Here is a 24016-nt window from a genome sequence, read left to right as displayed (position 1 = left end):
GCGCCGTAACCGTCAGATCACCAGGCCTTTGGTCAGCTCAAGCGCCTGACGTTCGAACAGCCGGCGGTAGATGCCGCCTTGCAGCCGGATCAGTTGGTCATGCGATCCCTCCTCGACAATGCGGCCGCGATCGAACACCAGAAGCCTGTCCAGCGCGCGCACGGTCGACAGCCGGTGGGCGATGACCAGCGTCGTGCGGCCGACCATCAAGCGCTCCATCGCCTGCTGGATCAGCACCTCCGATTCCGAATCGAGGCTCGACGTTGCCTCGTCCAGGATGAGGATGCGCGCATCGGCGAGGAAGGCGCGTGCGATTGCAACACGCTGACGCTCGCCGCCCGACAGCTTTACGCCACGCTCGCCGACCAACGTGCCATAGCCTTTCGGCAAATCGGCGATGAAGTCATGCGCGCTGGCCAAGCGCGCCGCGTGCTCGATCTCGGCCTGCCTGGCGCTCGGCCGGGCATAGGCGATGTTTTCAGCCAGCGACCGGTGGAACAGGATCGGCTCCTGCTGGACAATCGCGATCTGTGCGCGCAGCGACGCCTGCGCGACATTGGCAATATCCTGGCCGTCGATCAGGATATTGCCCGCAGTCACGTCATAGAGGCGCTGGATCAGCTTGACGAACGTGGTCTTGCCGGAGCCCGAATGGCCAACCAGCCCGACCCGCTCGCCCGGAGCGATATCCACCGAAAAGTCCCGATAAAGCGGCAAGCGGTGGCTACCGTAGTGGAACGTGACATTGTCGAAGGTGATACGGCCATCGGTGATCCGGATCAGCTTGGCTCCGGGCCGATCCTCGATGCCGAGTGGTTCGGACTGGAAGTCGACCAGTTCCTCCATGTCATTGATCGAGCGCTGCAGATTGCGGATATGCGTGCCGATGTCACGCAGATAGCCTTGCAGCACGAAGAATGAGGTCAGCACGAAGGCGACGTCGCCGGCGCTTGCCTGCCCCCACGACCACAAAAGCAAGGAAAAGCCGATGACCGCTGCCCTCAAAAGCAGCAGCATCGTGCCTTGCGTGGTGCCGTTGACGGTGCCGCGCACCCAGGTGCGCCGCGTGCGTGCGCGCCATTTGGCGACGACGTCGGCAAGCCGTGTCTCCTCGCGCTCCTCAGCGCCAAAACCCTTGACCACGGCGTTGCAGCTCACCGCATCGGCCAGCGAGCCGCCAAGCCGCGTATCCCACGCATTGGCAAGCCTTGCCGCGGGGGCGACATAGCCGAGCGACAGCATCGTCGTTACGCCGATGAACAGCACCGAGCCCGTCGCGACGACCGCGCCCATCAGCGGCCAGAACCAGCCGAGCAACAGCGTCGAGCCGACAAGCATGACGACCGACGGCAGCAGCGCGATCAGGATCGTGTCGTTGAGCAGGTCGAGCGCCCACATGCCGCGCGTTATCTTGCGCACCGTCGATCCGGCGAAGCTGTTTGCGTGCCAGTCGGTGGAGAAGCGCTGGACGCGGTGGAAGGCATCGGCGGCGATGTCGGCCATCATCTTCAGGGTCAGTTCGACGATGGCCATGAAGGCGAGATTGCGCAGCACGACACCGGTGAGCGCCAGGGCCACCAGCATCGAAAAGGCAGCCGTCGCGGCATTCCATGCGACATCGTCGGCAGTGGCACTGCTGGCAACGGCGTCGACCAGCCGGCCGGAATAGAGCGGCGTCAGCACGTCGGCCAGGGTCGACAGCAGGAATGTGGCCATGATCAGCGAAAGCCGCCACGGCTGGCGCCGCCAATGACTGAGCGTAAAACCAAGAACGCTGCGAAAGGCGCCCGCGCGCAAATCTATTCGAAAACGAGCCATGATGTCATTCGGGCGCAAACGAGCCCGATCCCGGAAAGGTCGAAATTGAAAAAACCGCGTCGGGCGAATTAGCACCCAAGGAAAGCGGAGGTTCGGCACATTTGGCGGCTCGCCCGAATACGGGCGGCGACCGGCATCGACGAACGCCTGTTCTCAGCTCGGCTTCGCCGCAAAGGTAAGAACCTTCGGGCTCACCGATTGGGACCTAGGCTTCGCGGCCTCGCATAACGATGTCAAATCCTGGCATTTCGGTCCTCCCCTAGGGGATCGCGGAAAGGCGTTTATAGAGACGCCTCAACGCCGCGCCAAGTCAGTAGATGGTCGAAAGCGCATCTGGTCCAACCAGTGAGACGATTTTGCAACAATCGCGGGTTGTGCGCTGCCTCTGTTCAGGTTGCCGGGATACGGTCGAAGCGCATATAGCGGCCGTCGGTGGAAGGCCTGAAGCCGAGCTTCTCGTAGACCGCGTGGGCATCGTTGGTAGACAGGCTCCAGTGGGTGACAGTCTTGCAATCCGGGTGGTCGATAAGCGCCTGGACAAGCCGGGTCCCGATGCCTTGCCCGCGATACCCGGGCCAGACAATGATGTCGGCGAGATAGGCAAATACCGTACGGTCGGTGATCGCCCGGCCAAAGCCGACCTGATTGCCGCCGACATAGGCGCCGACGCACAGTGAGTTGGCAAAGGCGCGGCGGTGCAGTTCATCGCTGCGGCCGCTGCCCCAATAGCTCTCCTTCAAAATGTCGGACGTCGCCCGGAAGTCGATCTGCGACAGGTCGAATCTGATTTCAAAGTTGGCCATGGCTAAACCGTTATGCAGCCAATCGCCTACCCGCCATCCCTGAACCGGTTGGTAATAGGATAGCGGCGGTCGCGGCCAAAATTCTTCCTGGTGATCTTCACGCCGGGCGCTGCCTGCCGGCGCTTGTATTCGGCGACGTAAAGCAGGTGCTCGACGCGCGTCACCGTCGCCCGGTCATGGCCGCGCGCAACGATCTCGTCGACACCCATCTCGTTCTCGACCAGACACTCCAATATGTCGTCGAGCACTGGATAGGGCGGCAGCGAATCCTGGTCGGTCTGGTTCTCGCGCAGTTCCGCCGAGGGCGCCTTGTCGATGATATTGTTCGGGATCACCTCGCCGGACGGGCCTAGCGCGCCCGGCGGCACATGCGCGTTGCGCCAGCGCGACAACGCATAGACCTGCATCTTGTAGAGGTCCTTTATCGGGTTGAAGCCGCCATTCATGTCGCCATAGAGCGTGGCGTAGCCTACCGACATCTCGCTCTTGTTGCCGGTAGTGACCACCATCGAGCCGAACTTGTTGGAAATCGCCATCAGGATGGTGCCACGGGCCCGGCTCTGCAGGTTTTCCTCGGTGATGCCTTCCTTGGTGCCCTCGAAAAGCTGCGTCAGTGTGTGCAGGAAGCCCTCGACCGGCTCGAAGATCGGCACGATATCGTAGCGGCAGCCGAGCGCGCGGGCGCAGTCCTCGGCGTCCTTGAGCGAGTCCGTCGAAGTGTAGCGGTAAGGCATCATCACGGCGCGCAGCCGTTCCTCGCCGAGCGCATCGACGGCAAGTGCCGCGCAGATCGCCGAATCGATGCCGCCGGAAAGGCCGAGCACGACATTCTTGAAGCCGTTCTTGTTGACGTAGTCGCGCAGGCCCAACATGCAGGCGCGATAGTCGGCCTCCTCCTTCTCCGGGATTTTCGACATCGGTCCGTCAGAGCAGACCCAGACGTCATTCTTTCGCTTCCAGGTGGTGACGTTGACCGTCTCCTCGAACTGGCTCATCTGGAAGGCCAGCGTCTTGTCAGAGCCTATGGCAAACGACGCGCCGTCGAAGATCAGCTCGTCCTGGCCGCCAAGCTGGTTGGCATAGATAATCGGCAGTCCGCATTCGATGACCTGGCGGATGACGATCTGGTGGCGGACGTCGACCTTGCCGCGGTAATAGGGCGAGCCGTTCGGGACCAGCAGGATTTCCGCGCCGCTTTCGGCCAGCGTCTCGCAGACGGCAATCTCGCCCCAGATATCTTCACAGACCGGCACTCCCACCCGCACGCCGCGGAAATTGACCGGCCCTTGGATCTCGGGTCCGGCCTGGAAGACGCGCTTCTCGTCGAACTCACCGTAATTCGGCAGATCGAGCTTGTAGCGTTCGGCAAGGATCTTGCCGCCATCGGCAAAGATGATCGAATTGTGCGTGCCGGTCTTGCGCTTCAGCGGCGTGCCGATGATGACGCCCGGGCCGCCATCGGCGGTATCGCCGGCGAAGTCCTCGGCAGCCCGCTCGCAGGCCTTCAGGAAGGCGGGCTTCAGCACCAGATCCTCAGGCGGATAGCCGGCCAGGAAAAGCTCGGTGAACAGCACGAGATCGGCGCCCTGGCGGGCGGCATCCGCCCTCGCCTCGCGCGCCTTGGCAAGATTGCCGGCGACGTCGCCGACCGTCGGATTGAGCTGGGCGACGGCGATGCGCAATATGTCTGGAGCGGTCTTGTCGATCATGCCTGTGGGTTTAGCGCGGCAAAATTCGTCGGGCAATGGCGTTCGTTTGGACCAAACAATCGGTCCTATTCGCCCATATATTCGCGTAGCGCCTCCGGCGGATGGTTCTCGCCGATCGACATTGCCAGAATGCGCGAAATGTGTCGGCGCGGCAGCTCGGTCTCCGCCGCCCAGGCGTTGATCTGCACCTGGATCTTGTCTAGGTCCTTCTTCGATGTCGGGCTCTGCGCGATGTCGAGCCCGGCGTCGCGCAGCGCTGCCGCCATGTCGGCCGAGACGATGAAGGCGTCCCACTCCAGCCAGCGCAGAAAATACTGGCCGGTATTGCCGCCGAGCCGGCTCCCGTGCTTGCCGAGATAAGCCATCAGCCCGACCTGATCGCCGGCCGGCCAGTCGGCGAGGAACTTGCCGAAGCTGCCATGCTCCTTCGACACGCGCTCGACGAAGGCTGCGTTGTCGCGTACCGACTTGATCTTCTGCGGATTGCGCACGATGCGCTTGTCGGCGGTGAGATCGTGCCAGAAATCGTCAGGCTGGAACAGCAGCCGCTTCGGCTCGAAGCCAAGAAATGCTTCCTCGAAACCTGGCCATTTCTGCTCGATGACGCGCCAGACGAAGCCGGCGGCAAAGACCCGTTCGGCCATGGTCGACAGGATCCGGTCATCCGCAATCTTTGCCAGCGCGGCATTGTCGGGCGTAGGGCCCAGCAGCGACGTCAGCGCTGCCTCACCGCCTTTGCGTTTCGCCGCACGGGCGCGAATCTTCTGAAAATCCACCATTGTTTCCTGACCCCATCGCGTCAATCTACCACTTCCCGTATGAACCGGCAGCTTCTACCTCTATCGCTGACGACGGAGGCGACGATGAACAAAACGATCGAGGACCTGGCAAACCGCTGGCTGAAGCGAAAGCCGGACGGCCTCAGCGCGCTCGAAAGCCGGGTGCTGCAATCAACGCTCGAGCGCACCACGATCTCCAAGGACACCAACAAGGCCGTCGCCTTTCACCAGACGTTTGGCGACCGCCTGGCTGACACCATCGCCCGGATCGGCGGTTCGTGGTCCTTCATCCTGACATTCATTGGCTTCCTGATCCTGTGGACGGCAGGCAATGTCTGGCTCTTGTCGCGCGCCGCCTTCGATCCCTATCCTTTCATCTTCCTCAATCTCGTGCTTTCCATGGTTGCTGCCCTGCAGGCGCCAGTGATCATGATGGCGCAGAACCGCCAGACCGAGCGCGATCGTATCGACGCCGCCCACGACTATGAGGTTAATCTCAAGGCCGAGATCGAGATCATGGCGTTGCATGAAAAGCTCGACGAACTGCGCCACAGCCAGATCATCGGCATGCGAGACGAGATCGCCCGGCTGGCCGAGCAGGTGAAGCGCATCGACGAGATTCTGTCGAAGCAGCGGACGTCTTCATGACGGAAGCCATTCATCGTCTCATTGAGCAATATGGGCTGGTCGCGGTTTTTCTGGGCTGCGTCGCCGAGGGCGAAAGCGCCGCCATCCTTGGCGGTTTCTTTGCGCATCAGCATGTCTTCGTCCCGTGGCAGGCCTTCCTCGCGGCGGCGCTCGGCGCCTTCGGTGGCGACACGTTCTTTTTCATCCTGGGACGGAGCTTCGCCGACCATAAATTCGTGATCGGACTCCGAGCCCGGCCAGGGTTCAGCCACGCCTACCGCCTTGTCACCTCTCATCCCAACATTTTCGTGCTGTCGAACCGCTACATCTATGGCCTGCGCCTGGTCGGTGGTATCGCAGCCGGGCTGTCGGGCATCGCCGCAGCGCGCTTCGTCATCCTCAACGCCATCTCGTCGGTAGTCTGGGCGGCACTGTTCTGCACTGTCGGTTATGTCTTCGGGCTGGGCGCGGAGCGCATCGTCGGCCAGGCGCTGGCCCGCCACGAGCGGTTGCTGATCGCCCTGGTCATCGGTCTCGTTGTGGCCATCCTCGGCTGGCTGGCGTCGCACGTCCTCGCCAAGAAGGAGCTTCGCAAGGGAAGCTGATCGTCAATCAATGCCGAGCGCGCGGTCGCCCTTCTCGAGGATCAGCGGAATGATCAGGTCTTCCTCGTCGGCAAGATGCCGGGTCAACATGGCGATCAGCCGGCTGTTCTCGTCGGCATAGGCATCGGCGGCGAAGCGCTGTTTGTCCTCGCTCTCCTGAAGCGTGCCGATGAAGGCATTTGCCGCCTCGGCATTGCGCTCCAGTCCCTCATGGATTGTGTGGTGATCGGCATCCAGGATTTCGAAGCCGCGCTTCAGACGAGTCTCGGCCCTGGCGAAGACCGGGAAATAGTGATGGTCCTCGACATTGTGGTGGCCATCGAGATTGCCGAGGAAATGATTGAGGCGCGGCGCGAACCAGCGTGCGAATTCCGGCGCGTTCAGCCTGCCCTCACGATAATCGCCAATGCCGTTGGTGAGCATGCCGCCAAGGTCGCGGAACATGTCGTGCCGCTGCAGCCACATATTGGCCATGCCGTGGATGTTGGCATGCGCCTGCCAGTCCTCGCGCGGATATTTTTCCACCAGCCAGCGCAGATCGTCCGGCAGGCCCTCACGTTCAAGCAGCAGAAATCCGGCGGTATCGGCCATATCGGTCTCCTCGATTAACCGGCATGTGGTGCCTGAAACCTCAGATCGGTACCCCAACGATGCGCTCGATGACTGCGACGCCCCAGACGCCGGCGACGATCACCACCGAAATCAGCACCGCCAGCGAACCGCAATCCTTGGCTAGCTGGATGTCGATGTTGAATTCGCGGCTGAACGCGTCGCATGCCGCCTCAATGCCGGTGTTCAGCACTTCGATCATGATCATGAGCAGCACCGCACCGATCAGCAGGGCATAGCCGCGCCACGATTCTGAAAGGAACCAGCCGAGCGGCAGCGCAAGCACAAGCAGGACCAGTTCCAGCTGGAAGGCCTCCTCGCCGGCGGCCAGTTTGCGAAACGCCCGCACCGAATTGTAAAAAGCGTCGATCAGCCGCTGCATGCCAAAACCCTTCGGAATCACCGGCAGGGGATAGCGCAATGGCTGGATCAAGGGAATAAGGCGGCCTCTTCAAAAATCAGCCGTCTGCTACCTTGATCGACGGCGTCGACTTCTCGAACTGCGGCAGCCCATCGTCGATCGCGTAGTAATCGCCCTTGTCGCCGACGAAGATATGACATTCCCCTTGAAGTCCGGTTGGCGCGTCGAACAGGCCGGCCATGACCGAAACGTAGCCACCCTCCATCGGTTTCCAGAACAGCAGCGATCCGCATGTCTTGCAAAAACCGCGCCTGGCAAACGAAGATGCCTCGTACCAGGTGACGTTCTCTGCGCCGGCGATTGTGATGTCGCGATCGGCGACATTGGTCGCGGCATAAAAATGCCCGCTCTGCTTTCGGCACTGCGAGCAATGGCAGTAGATAACGCCGCGTAGCGGTCCTCGCGTCTGCAACCGCACTGCCCCGCACAAGCATGATCCGCTGTGACTGTCAGCCATCTCGGCCTCCCAATGCAATTGCCATCGCTTGGCAGGATTCCAGTTTTGCGCGCGTTACGCACGAGCAAATGCGACACCCGCCGGATTGAATACAAAAAGCGCCGGATTTCTCCGGCGCTTTTTCAATATATCAAAGTTCAGATCGCATCAGCCGTTGACGGCCTGCTTGTGCTGGACCGGATGGCTCTTCTTGAGCAGATCGGACACCAGGAAGGCCAGCTCGATCGCCTGGTCGGCATTGAGGCGCGGGTCGCAATGGGTGTGGTAGCGATCCTGCAGCTCTTCGGCGGTGATGGCGCGGGCACCACCGGTGCACTCGGTGACGTTCTTGCCGGTCATCTCGATGTGGATGCCGCCGGGATGCGTGCCTTCGACGCGATGCACCTCGAAGAAGGTCTGCACCTCCTTCAGGATGCGGTCGAACGGCCGTGTCTTGTAGCCGGCGGCCTCGATGGTATTGCCATGCATCGGATCCGACGACCACACCACGCTGCGGCCTTCCTTCTGCACCGCGCGCACCAGTTTGGGCAGATGTTCGGCGACCTTATCGGAACCGAAGCGGGCAATCAGCGTCAGCCGGCCAGGCTCGTTCTCCGGATTGAGCAGGTCGATGAGCTGCAACAGGCCGTCCGGCGTCAGCGACGGGCCACATTTCAGGCCGAGCGGGTTCTTGATGCCACGGCAGTATTCGACATGCGCGTGGTCGGGTTGGCGCGTGCGATCGCCGATCCAGATCATGTGGCCGGAGGTGGCGTACCAGTCGCCCGAAGTCGAATCGACGCGGGTCAGCGCCTCTTCATAACCGAGCAGCAGCGCTTCGTGGCTGGTGTAGAAATCGGTCTCGCGTAGCGCGTAATTGGTCTCCGAGGTGATGCCGACGGCCTTCATGAAGTCCATCGTCTCGGTGATGCGGTTGGCGAGCGACTCGTATTTCTCGCCCTGCGGGCTGTCGGACACGAAGCCGAGCATCCATTGATGCACGTTCTCCAGGCTGGCGTAGCCGCCCTGGGCGAAGGCGCGCAACAGGTTGAGCGTCGCCGCCGACTGGCGGTACGCCATCTCCTGCCGCGCAGGATCGGGAATGCGCGACTTGGCATCGAACTCGATGCCATTGATGATGTCGCCGCGATAGCTGGGCAGCGTCACACCGCCCTTGGTCTCATTGTCGGACGAGCGCGGCTTGGCGAACTGGCCGGCGACACGGCCGACCTTCACCACCGGCTGCGCGCCGGCGAAGGTCAGTACCACCGACATCTGCAAAAAGACGCGGAAGAAGTCGCGGATATTGTCGGCGCCATGCTCGGCGAAGCTCTCGGCGCAATCGCCACCCTGCAGAAGGAATGCGTCCCCGGCAGCGACGGCTGCAAGCTGCTTCTTCAGCTTGCGCGCCTCACCTGCAAAAACCAACGGCGGAAAGGTGGCGAGCTGGGCTTCCGTGTTCCTCAGCGCGACAAGGTCCGGATAGGCAGGAACCTGCTGGATCGGCTTAGCTCTCCACGAATTCGGCGACCATTTCGTCATCGAAGCACCCAACGCTCTTTCGCACGGACGCCATCGCCCGCCAATCCGCCCAATATGGGGTCGCGGCTCCATACACGAAGCCGATTTCCTATTCTAGACCGGAATTGGCCGCGTGGCGAATGGGCACGGCACGGTGAAAGTGCCGCCGGTGCGGCTGTGCCCAGAGCACCAGCGACACCCTGCTACGCCGCCGCCTTCTCCACCAGCCGTGCCAACTGCGTCATGACAACCGCCGAGCCTGCCAGCCGCTTTTCGGGGGTCGGCCAGTCGCGGCTGAAGACGACGCTCTGGTCGGGCCGGATCTTGGCCAGCGAGCCCTGTTCGCCGATGAGCTTGACCAGCCCGACCGGATTGGGGAATTCCCGCTTGCGGAAATGGATGACGACGCCTTTCGGCCCGGCGTCGAGCTTCTCGACGTTGGCCTTGCGGCAAAGCGCCTTGATGAAGACGATCTTCAACAGATGTTTTACCTCTTCCGGCAGCGTCCCGAACCGGTCGATCAGCTCGGCGCCGAAAGCATCGATCTCTTCCGTATTTTCGAGATCGCCAAGACGGCGATAGAGCGCCAGCCTGAGCTGCAGATCCGGGACATAGCTTTCCGGGATCATCACCGCTGTGCCGACGGCGATCTGCGGCGACCAGCCGCCGTCCTGCACCTCGCCGGAATCCTTCACTTCGGCCACCGCCTCTTCCAGCATCTGCTGGTAGAGTTCAAAACCAACCTCCTTGATGTGGCCCGACTGCTCTTCGCCGAGCAGATTGCCGGCGCCGCGAATATCCAGGTCGTGGCTGGCCAGCTGGAAACCGGCGCCCAGCGTATCGAGCGACTGCAGCACTTTCAGCCGACGCTCGGCGGTGTCAGTGAGCTTGCGGTTGGCGGGCAGCGTGAACAGCGCGTAGGCGCGCACCTTCGAACGGCCGACACGGCCGCGCAGCTGATAGAGCTGCGACAGTCCGAACATATCGGCGCGGTGCACGATCAGCGTGTTGGCGGTCGGGATATCGAGGCCGGATTCGACGATGGTGGTCGACAAAAGCACATCGTACTGACCATCATAAAAAGCATTCATGATGTCGTCGAGTTCACCGGGCGGCATCTGGCCATGCGCCACCGCCACTTTCAGCTCAGGCACGGATTCGCGCAGAAAATCACGGATTTCCGCCAGATCGCTGATGCGTGGCACGACATAGAAGGAATGGCCGCCACGGTAGCGCTCGCGCAGCAACGTTTCGCGGATGACCAGCGGATCGAAGGGCGAGATGAAGGTGCGCACTGCCATGCGGTCGACCGGCGGCGTAGCGATCAGCGACAGCTCGCGCACGCCGGTCAAGGCAAGCTGCAACGTTCGCGGGATCGGCGTCGCCGACAAAGTCAGGACGTGGACGTCGGTCTTCAGGTCTTTCAGCCGTTCCTTGTGCTTGACGCCGAAATGCTGCTCCTCGTCGATGATCAGCAGGCCGAGATTCTTGAACGAGATCGAGGAGCCGAGCAGCGCGTGCGTGCCGACGACAATGTCAACCTGACCTTCGGCGATGCCCTTCTTGGCCTCGGCCAGTTCCTTGGCGCCGACCAGCCGCGAGGCCTGGGCGACACGGATCGGCAGGCCCGAGAAGCGCTGCGAGAAGGTCTTGAAATGCTGGCGCGACAACAATGTCGTCGGCACCACCACCGCCACCTGAACGCCTTCCATCGCCGCGATGAAGGCGGCGCGAAGTGCAACTTCGGTCTTGCCGAAGCCGACATCGCCGCAGATCAGCCGGTCCATCGGCTTTCCGGCGCCTAGATCATCCATGACCGAATCGATCGCCGTCTGCTGGTCATCGGTCTCCTCATAGGGAAAACGCGCTGCAAACTCGCCATAGAGGCCTTCCGCCGGCACCAGCGCCGGTGCGGCCCGCATCTGCCGCTCGGCGGCGATGCGGATCAGCTGCCCGGCCATGTCGAGCAGGCGCTTCTTCAGCCGCGCCTTGCGCGATTGCCAGGCGCCGCCGCCAAGCTTGTCGAGCGTCGCCTCGGCCGAATCCGAGCCATAGCGCGACAGCAGCTCGATGTTTTCCACAGGCAGGAACAGCCGATCATCGCCGGCATAGTGGATTTCGAGGCAATCGTGAGGCGCACCAACCGCCTCGATGGTACGCAACCCGATGAAACGGCCAATGCCATGATCGGAATGGACGACAATATCGCCCGAGGACAACGCCGAAGCCTCGGCGATGAAGTCGGACGCGCGCTTCTTGCGCTTCGAGCGTCGGATCAGCCGGTCGCCGAGAATGTCCTGCTCGGCGACAACGACCAGTTTCTCCGTCTCGAAGCCGGATTCGAGCGGTAGCACGGCCAGTCCCGCCTGCCCCGGCTCAAGCCTTTCGGCTTCGGCAAGCGTCGCCACCGGCTTCAGATTGCCAAGATGATGCTCGGCCAGGATCTGACCAAGCCGGTCGAGCGAACCCTCGGTCCAGCCGGCGACGATGACGCGGCGGCGTGCAGCGCGCTCGTCGGAAATGTGTTTTACGACGACGTCGAAAACGTTGGCGCTAGGGTCGGCGCGTTCCTCGACGAAGCTGCGGCCGTGGCGCGAGCCGGCATGGAACACCTTTTTCGCACCGGCATCGGGCGCATCGAACGACGTGAAGTCTATTGCTTCGCGCGGGCCAAGCGAGGCAATCAGGTTCTCTGGCGACAGATAGAGCAGATCCGGCGGCACCGGCTTGTAGGGCACCGCGTCCTTCAAGGCGCCGTCGGCCTGCTTCTTGCGCGCTTCGTAGTGGTCGAGGATCAGAGTGTGGCGCTCGGCCAGTGCCTCATGCGCCAGATGGTCGAAAACCACAGGCGCGTCGGGTAGATAGTCGAAGACGGTTTCCAGCCGCTCATAGAAGAACGGCAGCCAGTGCTCCATGCCGGCAAACCGCCTGCCCTCGCTGACCGCCGCATAGAGCCCATCGTCGCGCGAGGGTGCGCCAAAGGCTTCGATATAGGCACGGCGGAAGCGGCTGATGGTTTCCGGCGTCAGCGCCACCTCGCTCATCGCCTGCAACGCCATCGACTTGCGCTGGCCGGTGGTTCTCTGTGTTGCGGTGTCGAAGACGCGGATCGATTCCAGCGTATCGCCGAAGAAATCGAGGCGCAGCGCCTCCGCCCATCCGGGCGCGAAGAGATCGAGGATGCCGCCCCGCACTGCAAATTCGCCGATGCCGCGCACCGTCGGTACCCGCTCGAAGCCGGAAGTCTCCAGCCGCGACACCAGTACGTTCATGTCGATCTGGTTACCGGGCTTGGCGTGAAAGGTCTGCGCCTCGACGAGTTCCGCCGGCGGAATGCGCTGAAGCAACGCATTCGCGGTGGTGAGAATGACGGCGCGGTGCGGCCTCTTCGCCAGCGCAATCATTGCTGCCAGCGCATCGAGCCGCCTTGCGGCGGCATCGGCGCCGGGCGAGACGCGGTCGTAAGGCAGGCAATCCCAGGCCGGCAGTTCCAGCACCGGCAGGCCCGGCGCGGCAAAGGCAAGCGCCTCGACGATCGCCGGCAGACGCTGGCCGTCGCGTGCCACGAAAAGCACCGGCTTGTCAGGGGCGATCTCGTGCGCAGCCTGCACCAGCGCAAAGGCTTCGTAGCCGTCGGCGACGCCATCGACAATGAACTGGCCGGCGCGGCCTTTCGGCAGACCGATCGTAGGGATAAGGCTCATGGCTACACGTTGTTCAGAAGGTCATGTCCCGGCGCGAAGCCAGGATTTTTTGCAGGACGGCACAATCTATATCCGTCGGAACCGGGCGCTCGCCGGTGACGATAGGCAGGAATTCGGTGTCGGGAATGTCGAGAAGCCTCTCATATTGGTCGATTTCGTCGCCGGTCAAGGCGCCGATCTCGGCATCGGCGAAGCTGCCGAGTATCAGGTCCATCTCGCGCATGCCGCGGTGCCACGAACGAAACAGAAGCTTGCGGCGGCGGGTATCGAGCCCCTCGCTTGATCGAGTCGTTCCGGTCATCGTGCAACATCCTTGCCCAGGCGGCGCATATAGCGTGGATAGAAGGCGGTGTCAGCCTTGCGCTCCGGCCGGCGCAACATAAGCTGACATCATGCGTCCCTCCCTCCTTGATCCGCTGTTTGTCCCGATCACCTCGCTTGCCGGCGTCGGGTCGAAGGTTGGCGTATTGATCGAGAAAGTCGTGGCGGCGGATCTCGGCGACCGGGCAGCGCGCGCCGGCGACCTCTTGTTCGTGCTGCCGCATACTGTCATCGATCGCCGCAACCGGCCGGGCATCGCCGGTTCGGCCGAGGGCGCAATCGTCACGCTCGATGTGCGCATCGACCGCCACCAGCCGCCGCCGCGTGGCAACAGGTCGGTACCCTACCGGGTCTACGCCCATGACGACACTGGCGAGATCGCGCTGACCTTCTTCCATGCCTATGCCGCCTATCTCGAAAAAGCGATGCCCGTAGGCGAGCATGTCGTCGTCTCGGGCCGCATGGAATGGTTCAACGGCCGCCCGACCATGGTTCATCCCGACCATATCGCACTTGCCGGCGACGCAGAAAACCTCCCATTGGTCGAGCCGGTCTATCCGCTGACCGCCGGGCTCTCGGGCAAGGTGCTGCGCCGGGCGATTGGCCAAGCGCTGGCCCGCCTGCCGGTGCTGCCCGAATGGCAGGACGGCGAGTTCCGGCGCCGCCACGCCTTTCCTGCTTTCGGCGATGCGCTCACCCGGGTCCACAATCCTGCCGACCCGATCGACGTCTCCGTCGACGGCGCGGCGTGGCGGCGCCTTGCCTATGACGAGTTCTTGGCCGGCCAGGTATCGCTGGCGCTGGTCCGGGCCAAGGTCCGCCGATTATCGGGCCGGCCACTCGTTGGCGACGGCCGCATAGTCGAACAATTGCGCGCGGCACTCCCTTATTCGCTGACCATGTCGCAGGAAATGGCGCTTGCCGAAATCAACGCCGATCTCGGCGACCCCGAACGCATGCTGCGCCTTTTGCAGGGCGATGTCGGCTCCGGCAAGACGGTGGTCGCGCTGCTTGCCATGGCGCGTGCCGTCGAGGCCGGCGGCCAGGCGGCATTGATGGCGCCGACCGAAATCCTGGCGCGCCAGCATCTGGCAACGATTGCGCCGTTGGCGGAACGGTCCGGCTTGCGCGTCGCCATCCTCACCGGCCGCGAAAACGGCCGCGAGCGCGCCGACACGCTGACCGGGCTGGCCAATGGCGACATCGACATCGTCGTCGGCACCCATGCGCTGTTCCAGCAAACGGTGACGTTCCATGACCTCGTGTTCGCCGTCGTCGACGAGCAGCACCGTTTCGGCGTCCACCAGCGCCTTGCCATCACTGCCAAGGGCGATGCGCCCGACATGCTGGTGATGACGGCAACGCCGATACCGCGGACGCTGGTGCTGACTGCCTTCGGCGACATGGACGTGTCGAAGCTGACGGAAAAGCCGGCCGGCCGCCAGCCGATCCGCACCGTCACCTTGCCGCTTGAACGGCTCGACGAGCTGATCGGCCGCATGCTCGACGCTGTCGCCGATGGCCAGAAAATCTACTGGATCTGTCCGCTGGTTGAGGAATCCGAGGAGATCAAGCTGATGTCGGCCGAGGACCGTTTTGCCTCGCTGAAGCCGCTGTTCGGTGATCGGATTGGCCTGGTGCATGGCCGCATGAAGGGCGCCGACAAGGACGAGGCGATGCGCGCCTTCAAGCAGGGTGAAACGCGCATCCTGATCGCCACCACGGTGATCGAGGTCGGCGTCGATGTGCCTGACGCAACAATCATGGTCATCGAGCATGCCGAGCGTTTTGGCCTTGCCCAGTTGCACCAATTGCGCGGCCGGGTCGGGCGCGGCGACAAGCCGTCGTCCTGCGTGCTGCTCTACAAGGACCCGATTGGCGAGACGGCCAAACGCCGGCTGTCGGTGATGCGCGAGACCGAGGACGGCTTCCGCATCGCCGAAGAGGATCTGAAGCTGCGCGGCGAAGGCGAGTTGCTCGGCACCCGCCAATCCGGCACGCCGGGCTTCCAGGTGGCGCGCATCGAGGCGCATGCCGACCTGCTCGAGGCCGCCCGCGACGATGCGCGGCTGATCCTGTCGCGTGATCCGGAACTGCAGTCCGAACGCGGCACGGCGCTGCGCCTGCTGCTCTATCTATTCGGCCGCGACGAGGCCGTGCGGCTCCTGCGCGCCGGCTGAGGCATCGCGTCGAGCGGCGGATTGGCGAGCGCGCCGTGGATCTGCTCGCCGTTCACCGTCACCATTTTGACCGCCGGCGCCACCAGGCCGGCCGAAACGATCAGCTTGGCTCCGTCCTCGATCGTCATGTCGAGCAGCACGATGTCGGATTTCGGTACATACATCAGAAAGCCCGTAGTCGGGTTAGGCGTACACGGCATGAACACCGCAATCAGCGGATCGCCTTGCTGGTCGAGCTTCTGGTTGATCTCGGTTTCCTTCTCGCTGGCGACGAAGACCAGCGACCAGACCCCCTTGCGCGGATATTCGACCAACCCGACCTGGCGGAACATGTCGCCCTTGTTCGACAGCACGGTCTCGAAAATCTGCTTCAGCGAGCCGTAGATGCCGCGCACCAGCGGCATGCGGCCAAGCAGGCGCTCGCCGAAGTTGACGATGGCGCGACCGACGATATTGGCTGTCAGGAAACCGATAAAGGTGATGAGGATCAGGGCAACGATCAGCCCAAAACCCGGCACTGGAAACGGCAGGTAGGTGTCCGGATTGTAGCGTACCGGGATGTAGGGTTTCACCCAGGAATCGACCCAGCCGATAAGCGACCAGGCAATGTAGGCGGTGATCGCCAATGGCGCGCAAACGACGAAGCCGGTCAGGAAATAGTTTCTCAGCCGGGTCATGCCTGAGGTCTTGAGAGCATCCGACATGGTTCACCGCAGCGTGTGTTTGCAACGCGACACTACTGAACCCGAAGGCGCTTTGGAATTGCGAAGTTTTTAAACGAGACCTATTCCACCGTTACCGATTTCGCCAGGTTGCGAGGCTGGTCGACGTCCGTGCCCATGAACACGGCGGTGAAATAGGCGAGCATCTGGATCGGCAGCGCGTAGATGATCGGCGAGATGATTTCCGGCACGTCCGGCAAAACGATCGTCTCCATCGTCTTCACCGTAGCGTGTGCAGCGCCCTTGCTGTCGGTGATCAGGATGATCTTGCCGCCGCGCGCCGCCACCTCTTGCATGTTCGACACCGTCTTTTCGAAGATGCGGTCGTGCGGGGCGATGACGATGACAGGCATGTTCTCATCGATCAGTGCGATCGGCCCGTGCTTCAGCTCGCCGGCGGCATAGCCTTCGGCGTGGATATAGGAAATTTCCTTGAGCTTCAGCGCGCCTTCCATGGCCAGCGGAAAATTGGTGTCGCGGCCGAGGTAAAGTACATTCTTGTAGTGCGAGAGGTCGCGAGCGATCTTTTCGATCTGCCCATCGAGCTTCAGCACCTGGTTGGCGTAACGCGGCGCTTCGGATAGCGCGCGCACCAGTGTCTTCTCCTGCTCGGGCGAAATGGTTCCACGCGCCATACCAGCTCGCACCGCCAGCGAAGCCAGCACGGAGAGCTGGCAGGTGAACGCCTTGGTCGAGGCGACGCCGATCTCCGGGCCGGCCAGTGTCGGCAGGATGACGTCGGATTCGCGCGCCATGGTCGATTCGCGCACATTGACCACAACACCGATCTTCATGCCGGCCTTGCGGCAGTAGCGCAGCGACGCCAGTGTGTCCGCCGTCTCGCCCGATTGCGAGATAAAGAAGGCGGCATCGGTCTTCGACAGCGGCATCTCGCGGTAGCGGAACTCCGAGGCGACATCGATGTCGACCGGCAGCCGCGCATAGCGCTCGAACCAGTATTTGCTGATCAATCCGGCGAGATAAGCGGTGCCACAGGCCGAAATCGCCAGCCGGTCGATCTTGGCGAAATCGAATGGCAGGTCGAGCGGCTTCGAGACGCCACCGACGAAATCCACATAATGTGCCAGCGTGTGCGAGATCACTTCCGGCTGTTCGTGGATTTCCTTTTCCATGAAATGGCGCCGGTTGCCCTTGTCGACCATGAAGCTCGTGCTGAGCGACTGCTGGCGTTTGCGGTCGACCTTGTTGCCGTCCATGTCGAAGATGGCAACGTCGTTGCGGCGCACTACCGCCCAGTCGCCGTCTTCCAGATAGGTGATCGAGTTGGTGAACGGGGCAAGCGCGATGGCGTCGGAGCCCAGGAACATCTCGCCATCGCCATGTCCGACGGCCAGCGGCGGGCCATTGCGGGCGCCGACGATCAGATCCTCGTCGCCCTTAAACATGATGGCCAGCGCAAAGGCGCCTTCCAGCCGCTTCAGCGCCTGATGCGCGGCCTCGACCGGCTTCAGGCCCCTGGCCAGTTCGCGCGCCACCAGATGGGCGACGACCTCGGTGTCGGTCTGCGAGGAAAACGTATAGCCGTCGCGGATCAACTCATCGCGCAATTCGGCGAAATTCTCGATAATGCCGTTATGGACGATGGCGAGCCCGTCGGAAAAATGCGGATGCGCATTGGTCTCGTTCGGCACGCCATGCGTTGCCCAGCGCGTGTGGCCGATGCCGATCGTGCCACCGAGCGGTTCGTCCTTCAGCCGGCGCTCGAGATTGATCAGCTTGCCTTCGGCACGGCGACGGGCGAGATGGCCATGATCGATGGTCGCGACGCCGGCCGAATCATAGCCGCGATATTCGAGCCTTTTCAGCGCATCGACGATAAGCGGCGCGACCGGCGAGTTACCGACTATTCCAACGATACCGCACATGGCGCTTCCCCCGACTCTGACTTCAAACCCGGCACTATTTAGAGACTGCCTGGCTACCGCGAAAAATCACATTCCATTTCGTCCGGTATCAGCCGGACTATCCTGCACAGATGCACCATCACAGAGCGCTCTTGCAATCCGGTTACTGCAATTGCTCAGTTTCTCCGCTCATATATCCTATCTCGCCTCAAAGGCTCCTGAAATCAGTCAAAGACATGATGCGGCCATGAACGAACGAATTGACACGGTGACACTTTGGCGTCCGGTTGGGCCACGCGAACTGGAGTTGATCCAGAGTTCAGGGATGCGCGCCTTTCCTCCTCGACTTGCCGATCAGCCGATCTTCTATCCGGTAACGAGCGAGGCCTATGCCACCCAGATCGCCCGAGACTGGAATGTGCCCGCGAGCGGATCAGGTTTCGTGACCCGTTTCGAGGTGCGCCGCAGCTTTCTGGACCGTTACAGCGTCCAGCATGCCGGCAGCCGGGCACATCTGGAATACTGGATCCCGGCCGAAGACCTGTCCGCCTTCAACGATGCAATCGTTGGGGAAATCCAGCTTGTCGCTGAGTTCCGTTAGGCTATCCTTTTTTGTGGGCAGCCGCGGCCGAAGCGAACCGTTCGCGCAACTCCTTGCCCTTGCCGGGCAGAGTCCGCTGGCGGGCACGGCCGAAGGCCAGTGCATCGTCGGGCACGCTTTCGGTGATGACGCTGCCCGAGGCGATGTAGCCGCCCTTGCCGATCGACACCGGCGCCACCAGCGAGGAATTCGAGCCGATGAAGGCGCCCTCGCCGATATCGGTGAAGAATTTCGAATAACCGTCATAATTGCAGGTGATGGTGCCGGCGCCGATATTGGCGCCTGCGCCGATGCGGGCATCGCCGATATAGGTCAGGTGGTTGACCTTGGCGCCCTCCTCGACGATCGCTTGCTTTACCTCGCAGAAATTGCCGACCTTGGCTTTGTTTCTCAGATCGGCCCCGGGCCGCAGCCGCGCGAACGGCCCGACATCGCAATTCGACGCGATGGTTGCGCCTTCGATATGGCTGAAGGCATGGATCTTGGCGCCCGTGGCGATTTTCACGCCCGGCCCGAACCAGACATTGGGCTCGATGATCGTATCGGCGCCGATATCGGTGTCGTGCGAGAAGAACACGGTTTCTGGCGCAATCAGCGTCACGCCGGAAAGCATCGCTTCATGCCGCCGGCGCGCCTGCCAGATGCCTTCCGCCTGGGCAAGCTCGGCGCGGTTGTTGATGCCGAGGGCATTTTCGAAACTGGCTTCGATGGCGACGACATCAAGTCCTTGCGCAGCGGCGATCTCGACGATGTCGGTGAGATAATACTCGCCCTTGGCGTTCTTGCTGCCGACTTGATCGAGCAGCTTCAGCGCATGCCTGCCGGCGACCGCCATCAGCCCGCCATTGCAGAAGGTGATTTTCTTCTCCTCGTCCGAACAGTCCTTCTCCTCGCGGATGGCGACGAGCTTGCCGGCCTTTTCGATAAGCCGGCCGTAGCCCGAAGGATTTTCCGTACGGAAGCCGACCACGACGACAGCCGCACCTTCGGCCAGCTTCAGCCGCGCCGCCGCCAGTGCTTCCGGATCGATTAACGGCGTGTCGCCAAACATCACCAGGATGTCATCATAACCCCTTGATATCGCTGCCCGCGCGGCAAGCACGGCGTGCGCGGTGCCGAGGCGCTTTTCCTGAACAAAAGTCTCGACCTTCGGCGCGAACTTGAGTGCCGCCTTGCGCATCTCGTCGGCGCCATGGCCGATCACCAGCGCCAGATCACCGCTGCCGGCGGCTTCAGCCGCCTTGACGACGTGGGCAACCATCGGCAGGCCGGCGATTGTGTGCAGCACTTTCGGCACCGCACTCTTCATGCGCGTGCCTTCACCGGCAGCGAGGATGATGGACAGGCAGGATCTCTGGCTCATGGGGACAGCAACCGTTGAAAGGAGTCTGGAATCGAAGCGTTAGTAGCACCGGCGCCATGCTGCACCAATGCGGTTAAATTCCGGTGAGACGGTGGAACCTCCAACCCGCGAGACGCTCAAGCCGATCGGCTCAGGCGGCTTCCGCCTCGTTGCGTGATGCGAAGCCGGGGGCTCGGCCACGACCGTATTGCCGTGGCGAACAGTTCATGACCCGCTTGAAGGCTGTGCTGAAGGCGCTTTCGGATTCGTAACCGAGCGACAGCGCGATGACGGCGACGGGATCGCTGGAATTCGTCAGCCGGTCGCCGGCCAGCAGCATTCGCCAGCGCGTCAAATAGTCCATGGGCGATGCGCCGACCGTCTCCTTGAATCTAAGCGCAAAGGTCGATCGCGACATGCCGGCCCGTTCCGCCAGCTCCTGTAACGTCCAGCCATGCGCCGGATCGTCATGCATGGCGCTGATCGCCGCGCCCATCTGTTTGTCCGCCAGGGCAAAGAGCCAGCCGATGCCACCTTTCAATCCTTCCGAAAGATGCAGCCGCAGCGCCTGAACCAGCATCATGTGGGCGAGGTGCCGGATCACCAGAAAGCCGCCCGGTTGTGGCTCGCGCAGCTCCTGCATCATCCGCTCCACCGACCAGCGCAGCGCAGACTGGTCCGACTCTTTGCGGATATGCACAATGGCTGGCAGCATCCGCAACAGGATGCCGGCATGATTGCCGCCAAGCGCGAAGCGGCTGCTGACCAGAAAGAAATCACCGCCGCCATTGTGGGTCACGACACCGCCGGCTCGCGCTGGCGGAAAAATCTTGACGGCTTCAACAGGCGCCAGGCCCATGTCGCTTGCAAGGCGGAAAGGCCGTCCGCTCGGCAGCAGGAAACAGTCCCCCGTCTCAAGGTGCACTGCGTCGGCAACGCCCTCCAGCGAAAGCCAGCACCGGCCCGAGACCACCGCTCCCGTCTTGATGCTTTGCTGCTGGTCGGGGAACTGGATCGACCATTCACCACCTGCATCGAAGCCGGCCGACATATAGTTTCGCGGCTTCAGCAGCGAGAGCACATCTGAAAGGGGATCCATGGGTCATTCCGGACGATTGCGAAGATAATACGGACTTTACCGCATAGATCGTATTTTCTCAAGCGCCTATCACGACGCCACCGGGCCGCGAACATGGTCGTGGTCAGAAATGAACAAGGAGAAGTCGTGATGCGTGTTTTCCTTACCGGAGCGACCGGATTCGTCGGTTCTGCCGTCGTTCAAGAACTCATCGGTGCCGGCCATCAGGTGCTCGGCCTCGCCCGCTCGGAGGCGTCGGCCAAGTCGCTTGCCGCGACTGGAGCCGAGGTGCATCGAGGCGACCTCGAAGACCTGGAGAACCTGCGCAGGGGTGCGGCAGCCGCCGATGCGGTGATCCACACCGGGTTCAACCATGACTTTTCGAAGTTCGCGCAAAACTGCGAAATGGACCGGCGCGCCATCGAGGCGATGGGCGGTGCACTCGAAGGCTCCGAGCGCCCCCTGCTCGTCACCTCCGGAACCGCGCTCCAGGCGCGGGGCCGTATCGCGACGGAGGAAGATGCGCCTGTCCCCGCTTCCGCTTCGTATCCCCGCGCCTCCGAAGCGACAGCCGCCGCGCTGGCGGCACGCGGGGTGTGCGCGTCGGTTGTCCGCCTTCCGCCGTCGGTCCATGGCCAGGGCGACCACGCCTTTGTTCCGATCCTCATCGACCTTGCTCGCAAGAAGGGCGTGTCGGCCTATGTCGGCGAAGGGCTCAATCGCTGGCCCGCCGTGCATCGGTTCGATGCCGCCCGCATCTACCGGCTTGCGCTCGAGCATGGCGCCGGTGGCGGGCGCTATCACGCGATCGCCGAAGAAGGCGTGCCGTTCAAGGACATCGCTGGCGTGATCGGCCGGCGCCTGAACGTGCCGGTCGTCGCCAAGTCCGCCGAAGAGGCCGGCGATCATTTTGGCTGGTTCACGATGTTCGCGGCGATGGATGTCCCGACTTCAAGCGAGCGAACCCGCGCGCTGCTGGGCTGGGCGCCGAGCGGACCCGGGCTCATCGTCGATATCGACCAGCCAAGCTATTTCGGAGGCTGAACGGACCACGTAGCTGTGGTACCTTGTGCCGCAGTTACGGCCTCGCGCCTCGGCCGGGCGGCAAACCTATCCCAATTGCCCCAGCACCGGAAAATTCTCGAGCAACCAATAGGACGCCGCCTGCACGCCGCCGGTCAGGAAAAACACGCCGGCCACGACCAGCAGCGCGCCAATGGCTTTTTCGACGCGGCCGAGATGGACGCGGAATTTCCCGAGAAAGCGCATGAAGGCGCCGGAAAACAGCGCCGCGACCAGGAACGGTATGCCGAGGCCGAGCGAGTAGGCGGCAAGCAGCAGCGCGCCCTCGCCCACCGTCTCGCGGCCGCCGGCAAGCGTCAGGATCGGCCCCAGCACCGGGCCGATGCAGGGCGTCCAGCCAAAGGCAAAGGCCAAGCCCATGACGTAAGCGGCGATCAGGCTGGCCGGCTTGCCTTGTGACTGGAAGCGCGCCTCGCGTGAAAGCAAAGGGATGCGCAATACGCCGAGGAAATTCAGCCCCATCAGGATGATCAGCACTCCGGCCGCCATTGCCAGCGGCTCCTGCCAGACCCGTAGCAGATGGCCGATAGTGGAGGCGCCGGCGCCCAGCGCGACGAAGACGGTCGAGAAGCCGAGCACGAAGGCGATGGAGGAATTAACCAGCGCGCCTCGCGCGCCAGCCTTTGCCGCAATGCCGGCTTCGCCGCGGAAATCGTCGACCGACACGCCGGCCATGTAGCACAGATAGGGCGGTACCAACGGCAGCACGCAAGGTGACAGGAACGAAATCGCTCCCGCCCCGATCGCGCTGACATAGCCGACGTCCAATGCCATTTCCGTCTCCCGATGACTGCGCAGCCATATAGCCGCGACAACGGCCATCCGCCAATCACCATCGCGTGGCCCCAGCAAGTCGTCGCCCTCGCCTGGATCTATGGAAAACAGCCCGGGAAGAAAGGGCCGCCAGGCAGCGTTGATCAAACGAAGCGCGTTGTTCCGCGCGCTTTTTCGAATCATCCAAGGAGAAGTCCATGAAAACGATCGCAATCGGCATGGCCGCGCTTTTGCTCGGCACCGTCGTGTCCTACGCCGCCGAGGCGTGGAAGGAAGCAGAAGTCGGCGGCACCAAGATCTACACCGACGCCGGCGGCATGACGCTCTACACCTATGACAAGGACGAGGCCGGCAAGTCGAATTGCTACGACAAATGCGCCGCCAATTGGCCGCCACTGAAAGCTGACGCCAACGCCAAGGCCGAGGGCGAATGGACGATCGTCGACCGCACCGACGGCACCAGGATGTGGGCCTATGAAGGCAAGCCGCTCTACACGTTCATCAAGGACAAGAAGGCCGGCGATGTCACCGGCGAGGGCGTCGGCGGCGTCTGGCATATCGCCAAAGCCGACTGAGCCTTGAGCCTCTGATCCGCTGTAACAGGCGGTAATACGGCTGGTCGCCGGGACGTTGACCCAACCACCCCGGCGGCCAGCTTTTCAGCACAGCAATTCCGTGCGACTGTCTGAGCAAATGCCGGGCTGCATATTGCGCAGTTCACAGCGTCTGTTCAAGCAGGGCTGGCGCGTGCTCGATGTTTCTCTTATATCCGCGGGAGAGTTTGTCCCGTTCTCCAGGATCAATTGCCGGGTTTGTCCAGCGATAGGCTGCCCATTTCCCTTGTCCAGGATTGCGGAAATCGCAAGGCGCGCCGTTGGGTTGCGCATTCGGTGCAGGGCCGCATTTTGACTGCTTGGCCTTGACCGGATGCAAAAGCGCGGCCATGTGAGCGACACATTGAATGAGATTTCGTCGCGCGCAGCGGAATTCTTCTGCCGCATCACAACTGATATGAGAC

Annotated in this window: 22 protein-coding genes; 6 read left to right on the top strand and 16 right to left on the bottom strand. The window is 62.6% G+C overall.

Translation table 11 applies throughout. The features are described 5' to 3' along the window. Window positions 1–12 precede the first annotated feature (12 nt). The 4 genes from NKH05_RS05580 to NKH05_RS05565 form a co-directional block, all read right to left on the bottom strand. Window positions 13–1818: an ABC transporter ATP-binding protein gene (locus NKH05_RS05580; protein ID WP_353025121.1), complete on the bottom strand. Its 1806-nt coding sequence runs from the start codon at window positions 1816–1818 to the stop codon at window positions 13–15. Window positions 1819–2207: 389 nt separating this feature from the next. Further along, window positions 2208–2621 carry a GNAT family N-acetyltransferase gene (locus NKH05_RS05575; protein WP_353025120.1) on the bottom strand — a complete coding sequence of 138 codons (414 nt, stop codon included), beginning with the start codon at window positions 2619–2621 and terminating at the stop codon, window positions 2208–2210. Between the two features lie 26 nt (window positions 2622–2647). Next, the gene (locus NKH05_RS05570; protein ID WP_352482215.1) at window positions 2648–4330 is read right to left on the bottom strand and encodes an NAD+ synthase; all 1683 of its coding nucleotides are present in this window, start codon (window positions 4328–4330) and stop codon (window positions 2648–2650) included. Between the two features lie 65 nt (window positions 4331–4395). After that, complete coding sequence (locus tag NKH05_RS05565; RefSeq protein ID WP_023720085.1) at window positions 4396–5109, bottom strand: DNA-3-methyladenine glycosylase I; 714 nt, start codon at window positions 5107–5109, stop codon at window positions 4396–4398. An 84-nt stretch (window positions 5110–5193) separates the two neighbouring features. Here NKH05_RS05565 and NKH05_RS05560 point away from each other — a divergent pair, with 84 nt between their 5' ends. Then, window positions 5194–5757: a DUF1003 domain-containing protein gene (locus tag NKH05_RS05560; RefSeq protein ID WP_023720086.1), complete on the top strand. Its 564-nt coding sequence runs from the start codon at window positions 5194–5196 to the stop codon at window positions 5755–5757. Further along, window positions 5754–6341, top strand: a complete 588-nt coding sequence (locus NKH05_RS05555; RefSeq protein WP_023720087.1) for a DedA family protein — start codon at window positions 5754–5756, stop codon at window positions 6339–6341. Before NKH05_RS05560 ends, NKH05_RS05555 begins: the two co-directional genes overlap by 4 nt. 3 nt (window positions 6342–6344) lie before the next feature. Here NKH05_RS05555 and NKH05_RS05550 read toward each other — a convergent pair whose 3' ends face one another. From NKH05_RS05550 to NKH05_RS05525, 6 genes are all read right to left on the bottom strand, one after another. Further along, window positions 6345–6932 (bottom strand): hemerythrin domain-containing protein, encoded by a 588-nt coding sequence (locus NKH05_RS05550; RefSeq protein WP_023720088.1) that lies wholly within the window; start codon window positions 6930–6932, stop codon window positions 6345–6347. Window positions 6933–6972: 40 nt separating this feature from the next. After that, entirely contained in the window at window positions 6973–7332 is a 360-nt protein-coding gene (locus NKH05_RS05545; RefSeq protein WP_023720089.1) for a diacylglycerol kinase, read from the bottom strand. Window positions 7333–7408: 76 nt separating this feature from the next. Further along, a complete protein-coding gene (locus NKH05_RS05540; RefSeq protein WP_352482212.1) occupies window positions 7409–7828 on the bottom strand; it encodes a GFA family protein in 420 nt (139 codons plus the stop codon). Window positions 7829–7975: 147 nt separating this feature from the next. After that, complete coding sequence (locus NKH05_RS05535) at window positions 7976–9349, bottom strand: class II 3-deoxy-7-phosphoheptulonate synthase (protein WP_352482211.1); 1374 nt, start codon at window positions 9347–9349, stop codon at window positions 7976–7978. Between the two features lie 182 nt (window positions 9350–9531). After that, window positions 9532–13032, bottom strand: coding sequence for a transcription-repair coupling factor (mfd, locus tag NKH05_RS05530; RefSeq protein WP_352855387.1), 3501 nt, complete (start codon window positions 13030–13032; stop codon window positions 9532–9534). Between the two features lie 13 nt (window positions 13033–13045). Beyond that, a complete protein-coding gene (locus NKH05_RS05525) occupies window positions 13046–13333 on the bottom strand; it encodes a succinate dehydrogenase assembly factor 2 (protein ID WP_023720093.1) in 288 nt (95 codons plus the stop codon). A 91-nt stretch (window positions 13334–13424) separates the two neighbouring features. On the opposite strand from NKH05_RS05525, the gene recG reads away from it, so the two are divergent. Continuing rightward, window positions 13425–15533: an ATP-dependent DNA helicase RecG gene (recG, locus tag NKH05_RS05520; RefSeq protein WP_353025119.1), complete on the top strand. Its 2109-nt coding sequence runs from the start codon at window positions 13425–13427 to the stop codon at window positions 15531–15533. Here recG and NKH05_RS05515 read toward each other — a convergent pair. Together NKH05_RS05515 and glmS are read right to left on the bottom strand one after the other, a co-directional pair. Beyond that, entirely contained in the window at window positions 15485–16237 is a 753-nt protein-coding gene (locus NKH05_RS05515) for a DUF502 domain-containing protein (RefSeq protein ID WP_031194320.1), read from the bottom strand. The genes recG and NKH05_RS05515 overlap by 49 nt on opposite strands. A gap of 80 nt (window positions 16238–16317) precedes the next feature. Then, a complete protein-coding gene (gene glmS / locus NKH05_RS05510) occupies window positions 16318–18141 on the bottom strand; it encodes a glutamine--fructose-6-phosphate transaminase (isomerizing) (protein ID WP_023720095.1) in 1824 nt (607 codons plus the stop codon). A gap of 226 nt (window positions 18142–18367) precedes the next feature. Between glmS and NKH05_RS05505 the strand changes: the two genes are divergently transcribed. Then, window positions 18368–18721: a hypothetical protein gene (locus NKH05_RS05505; RefSeq protein ID WP_031194321.1), complete on the top strand. Its 354-nt coding sequence runs from the start codon at window positions 18368–18370 to the stop codon at window positions 18719–18721. 1 nt (window position 18722) lies between these two features. Here the strand turns inward: NKH05_RS05505 and glmU are convergent, their stop codons facing one another. Together glmU and NKH05_RS05495 are read right to left on the bottom strand one after the other, a co-directional pair. After that, window positions 18723–20084: a bifunctional UDP-N-acetylglucosamine diphosphorylase/glucosamine-1-phosphate N-acetyltransferase GlmU gene (glmU, locus tag NKH05_RS05500; RefSeq protein ID WP_352482206.1), complete on the bottom strand. Its 1362-nt coding sequence runs from the start codon at window positions 20082–20084 to the stop codon at window positions 18723–18725. Window positions 20085–20214: 130 nt separating this feature from the next. After that, window positions 20215–21162 (bottom strand): AraC family transcriptional regulator, encoded by a 948-nt coding sequence (locus tag NKH05_RS05495; protein ID WP_352547356.1) that lies wholly within the window; start codon window positions 21160–21162, stop codon window positions 20215–20217. A gap of 129 nt (window positions 21163–21291) precedes the next feature. Here NKH05_RS05495 and NKH05_RS05490 point away from each other — a divergent pair, with 129 nt between their 5' ends. Continuing rightward, window positions 21292–22185 carry an SDR family oxidoreductase gene (locus tag NKH05_RS05490; RefSeq protein ID WP_023720099.1) on the top strand — a complete coding sequence of 298 codons (894 nt, stop codon included), beginning with the start codon at window positions 21292–21294 and terminating at the stop codon, window positions 22183–22185. Between the two features lie 66 nt (window positions 22186–22251). On the opposite strand, the gene NKH05_RS05485 is transcribed toward NKH05_RS05490, so the two are convergent. Next, a complete protein-coding gene (locus NKH05_RS05485) occupies window positions 22252–22998 on the bottom strand; it encodes a cytochrome c biogenesis CcdA family protein (RefSeq protein WP_023720100.1) in 747 nt (248 codons plus the stop codon). A gap of 197 nt (window positions 22999–23195) precedes the next feature. On the opposite strand from NKH05_RS05485, the gene NKH05_RS05480 reads away from it, so the two are divergent. After that, window positions 23196–23573, top strand: coding sequence for a COG4315 family predicted lipoprotein (locus NKH05_RS05480; RefSeq protein WP_352482202.1), 378 nt, complete (start codon window positions 23196–23198; stop codon window positions 23571–23573). Window positions 23574–23715: 142 nt separating this feature from the next. On the opposite strand, the gene NKH05_RS05475 is transcribed toward NKH05_RS05480, so the two are convergent. Further along, window positions 23716–23943 carry a hypothetical protein gene (locus NKH05_RS05475; protein ID WP_023720101.1) on the bottom strand — a complete coding sequence of 76 codons (228 nt, stop codon included), beginning with the start codon at window positions 23941–23943 and terminating at the stop codon, window positions 23716–23718. Between the last annotated feature and the right edge of the window lie 73 nt (window positions 23944–24016).

The organism is Mesorhizobium sp. M1399, from assembly GCF_040317735.1.
Taxonomy (GTDB): domain Bacteria; phylum Pseudomonadota; class Alphaproteobacteria; order Rhizobiales; family Rhizobiaceae; genus Mesorhizobium.
The sequence above is the reverse complement of the archived record's forward strand: the minus strand, read 5'-3'. Positions and strand labels throughout refer to the sequence as shown.